General features: G+C 48.1%; 1 pseudogene. It reads right to left on the reverse strand.

From position 1 onward, the window contains the following. Positions 1-420 (reverse strand): annotated as a pseudogene (locus L692_RS27890) (penicillin-binding protein 2); the annotation flags it as partial.

Genomic DNA, 420 nt, shown 5'->3' on the forward strand with positions numbered 1-420 from the left:
ATACAAAATATTCTGATAAATGGAAAGGCTGTTGGAATTCTTGAACAGCTTGACATAGCCGACCGTCTGCGCCGCCACCGTATCCTTGTCGTAATGCCGGATATTCTCTTCCACGACCTCCAGGCCGGGGTATTCATTCTTGTGCTCCATAAAGTAAGCGACTTCCCCGGTAGAGAGCCTTTGCTTGATCCGGCGGGGAGTGTAGGCGAAATTTTTCTTGAAATTCAGGTCGAGTAAATCCCGGATTTGCTCCGCCGTCAATTTTTCTCCGTTCGGGTCGCCATAGCGGTCAAAATTCTCAACCAAATTCGCAATCAGCTTGTTCACATTCGCTTTGGCTTCGGGCGTATAATCCGTTACCTTGGTTGCCTTGTCCGTCTTCTTCTCCAAGTATTCCTTGGTCAGCGTAATATACAGCGA

The sequence above is a fragment of the Paenibacillus forsythiae T98 genome (assembly GCF_000520735.1).
In the GTDB taxonomy this organism is placed as follows: domain Bacteria; phylum Bacillota; class Bacilli; order Paenibacillales; family Paenibacillaceae; genus Paenibacillus_AQ; species Paenibacillus_AQ forsythiae.